Below are 2,617 nucleotides of genomic sequence, written 5' to 3'. Positions count from 1 at the left end.
GGTAATTCGGCGCGGCGGTGCGGGCGCCCGGCTGGGGCGCTGCCTGCAGATGAGCCTGGTGCGGATCGGGCGCCGCCGCCGGGGCCTGAACCGCCGGCTCGACCGGGGCTTCGGGTTGCACGGCGACGGGGGTGTCGATACCGGTCGCGACGACGGAGACGCGCACGCGGCCGTTCAGGCTGTCGTCGATCGCGGAGCCGAAGATGATGTTCGCGTCCTCGGCCACTTCTTCGCGGATACGGTTGGCGGCCTGATCGACTTCATACAGCGTCATGTCCTCGCCGCCGGTGATGTTGATCAGCAGCCCGCGCGCGCCCGCCATCGACGTGTCTTCGAGCAGCGGGTTGGAAATCGCAGCCTCCGCCGCCTCGATCGCGCGGTTGTCGCCCTCGGCCTCGCCCGTGCCCATCATCGCCTTGCCCATCTCGGCCATCACGGTGCGGATGTCGGCGAAATCGAGATTGACCAGCCCCGGTGCGACCATCAGGTCGGTCACGCCGCGCACGCCCATATACAGGACGTTGTCGGCCATCTTGAACGCGTCCTTCCAGCTGGTGCGCTCGGTGGCCAGACGGAAGAGGTTCTGGTTCGGGATCACGATCAGCGTGTCGACGAACTGTTGCAGTTCCGCGATGCCGGCGTCGGCCGAGCGCGACCGGCGCACGCCCTCGAAGGTAAACGGCTTGGTCACGACGCCGACCGTCAGGATGCCGCGATCGCGGGCCATGCGCGCGATGACCGGCGCGGCACCCGTGCCGGTGCCACCGCCCATGCCGGCGGTGATGAACACCATGTGCGCGCCGTCCATGTGACGGGCGAGCTCGTCGGCGGCCTCTTCCGCGGCCGCGCGGCCGATCTCGGGCTTCGCGCCGGCGCCCAGACCCTGCGTCAGGTGCGGGCCGAGCTGGATGCGGCGATCGGCGCGCGAATGCGACAGCTGCTGGGCATCGGTATTGGCGACGACAAACTCCACGCCCTGCAACTGGAGCGCGATCATGTTATCGACCGCGTTGGTACCTCCGCCGCCGACGCCGATCACGGTAATCCGAGGCGTAAAGTCTGCATGCGTCTGCTGCGGAATGGTCAGGTTCAGGGTCATGAGCATCTCCCCGATGATCGGAGGCTGGATTGTGGCGGTGCGACTCGGTGCGCGCGGTACAGAATCTATAGCGTCAAGCTAGGCCACACTAAACCCGGTCGCGCAAGAAATTGACGATTCTTCCAAGAAGTCCCGAAGCGCCGGGTTCGGAAACATCCACGTCGTTGAACGATCGATCCGAACCGGCCGCCCACGAGAGGAGCCCCGCAGTCGTGGCGAATCCGGCCGAGGCCGGTGCGTCCTGCGGCAGGTCGCGAAAGCCGGTTGGATAACCCATACGGATCGGACGGTCGAGAATCGAGGCCGCCAGCAGCCCCACACCCTCCAGCAGGGAACCGCCGCCGGTCAGCACGACGCCGCCCGTGGCCGCCTTGCCAAACCCCGACGCATCGAGCCGATCGCGCACCAGTTCGAGCGTTTCCTCGATCCGCGGATGGATGATGGAAATCACGCGTGAGCGCGACACGCGCGACAGGGGCGCCGCGCTTTCGCCGATGAGTTCGATCGGCAAGGCATCCTCCCCATCGTCATCGGAGAAATTGGCCGATCCATACATCGTCTTCAGCCGCTCGGCCGTTTCCTCCGATGTGGACAGGATACGGGCCAGGTCGCGCGTGATGTGACGGCCGCCCACACCGATCTGCGCGGTATGAATCAACTGGCCTTCCCCGAAGATCCCGAGCGTCGTCGTGTCGCCCCCCATGTCGACCACCGTCGCCCCAAGGTCGCGTTCCTCCCGATCCAGCACCGCCAGGCCCGAGGCCAGTGGTGCCGATACCAGCGCGCGTATCTTGAGTTCGGCGCGCGCCAGAAGGGCTTCGAGCGTGGCGAGCGTGCCTGTGGCCGCGTCGATGACATGCAGCCGGCCCGTCAACTGGTCGCACACATGCCCACGTGGATCGACGACCCCGGTCGTGTCGTCCACCGCATAGGCAAGGGGAAGCGTATGAATGACGCTGCGTCCCTCGCTGCGCGCGCGTAACTGCCCTTCCGTCACGATCCGGCGTACGTCCGCATCCGTCACCTCGCGGCCTCCCACGGGCCAGCGCACATTGAACAGCCGGCTTTCGGGCGATCCGCTGGACAGGTTGACCACGACGTCGGTCAACGATCGCTCAGCCTGCTCCTCGGCCTCGCCCACCGCCGCGCGTATCGCGGCTTCGGCACGACGGATATCGGTGATCGCGCCCCCGCGCACGCCCTCCGAACGCTGCCATCCCTTGCCGAGCACCTTGATCGTTCCGTCCGGTTCGCCGCGTCCGATCAGGCACGTGATCTTCGTGCTGCCGATGTCGAGGACCCCGAACACGCCCTGCCGCCAGGCGTGATGGGGCGGCTGGCTGCGTGGCGGGGGCAGGGCAAGGACGTGGTGCTGGGCGCGGGTGTCGGTGGTCAGCGCCACGTCGCGGCTGCCGCGACGCGTGCGACGCCGACGGCCGCTTGCGGGCGTTTTCTCCGGGGGGACGGGGATCAGGTCGTTCATGGGGAACTCGGGTTCGGGACGGGCGGTGCCAGGGG

The 2,617-nt window shown here is 67.7% G+C and carries 2 protein-coding genes; both read right to left on the bottom strand.

Annotated features, from left to right (window positions below):
* A partial coding sequence (gene ftsZ, locus HUK82_RS15905; RefSeq protein ID WP_176614865.1) for a cell division protein FtsZ occupies nucleotides 1-1,099 on the bottom strand: 1,099 nt, incomplete at its 3' end.
* An 88-nt stretch (nucleotides 1,100-1,187) separates the two neighbouring features.
* Nucleotides 1,188-2,582: a cell division protein FtsA gene (gene ftsA, locus HUK82_RS15900; protein WP_176614864.1), complete on the bottom strand. Its 1,395-nt coding sequence runs from the start codon at nucleotides 2,580-2,582 to the stop codon at nucleotides 1,188-1,190.
* Between the last annotated feature and the right edge of the window lie 35 nt (nucleotides 2,583-2,617).

This window comes from Ameyamaea chiangmaiensis, assembly GCF_013376175.1.
Taxonomy (GTDB): Bacteria; Pseudomonadota; Alphaproteobacteria; order Acetobacterales; family Acetobacteraceae; genus Ameyamaea; species Ameyamaea chiangmaiensis.
The sequence above is the reverse complement of the archived record's forward strand: the minus strand, read 5'-3'. Positions and strand labels throughout refer to the sequence as shown.

Excerpts from the sequence above, each read along its gene's own strand:
- ftsA (WP_176614864.1), bottom strand. The coding sequence starts at position 2,582 with ATGAACGACCTGATCCCCGTCCCCCCGGAGAAAACGCCCGCAAGCGGC.